The organism is Pseudomonas sp. 51_B, assembly GCF_017491595.1.
In the GTDB taxonomy this organism is placed as follows: Bacteria; Pseudomonadota; Gammaproteobacteria; order Pseudomonadales; family Pseudomonadaceae; genus Aquipseudomonas; species Aquipseudomonas promysalinigenes.
Genome location: NZ_JAFGYW010000434.1, coordinates 1 through 440 on the forward strand (window position 1 = coordinate 1; position 440 = coordinate 440).

1 protein-coding gene is annotated in these 440 nt (G+C 66.8%); it reads left to right on the top strand.

What is annotated here, in order from left to right:
- Positions 1 to 355, top strand: a 355-nt coding sequence (locus tag J5M56_RS25600; protein WP_207938136.1) for a porin, incomplete at its 5' end; no start/stop codon positions are given.
- Positions 356 to 440: the final 85 nt, after the last annotated feature.

Below are 440 nucleotides of genomic sequence, written 5' to 3' on the forward strand. Positions count from 1 at the left end.
GTACAAGCTGAAGGATGTCGCGGTGTCGGCGTCGTACGGCAACGGCCGGAATCCCGCGCGCGGCGATCGCGTGAACCTCGACATGTTCGCGTTCGGGCGCGGCTACCGCGTGTCGCCGTTCTTTCGCGTGAGCTCGGGCGTCTACTACCTGAAGGACCGGAACCGTTCGGCGAACCGGTCGACGTCGATCGTGCTCGGCGCCGATTACGAGCTGTCCAAGCACACCACGCTATATGCGCAGGGGGGGCGCGTCGACAATCGCGGCACGATGGCTCAGATGCTGGCGTACGGGCAGCCGGTCGCGCCGGGGCTCGCGACGACCGCCGCGATGCTAGGGATGCGTCATTCGTTCTAGATCGCGTCGGATCACTCGCCGGTTCGCCTGCCGGATCGCCCGCCATCCGCCGATTCCGGCTTCCGACGAGGGAACGCTGCATGCT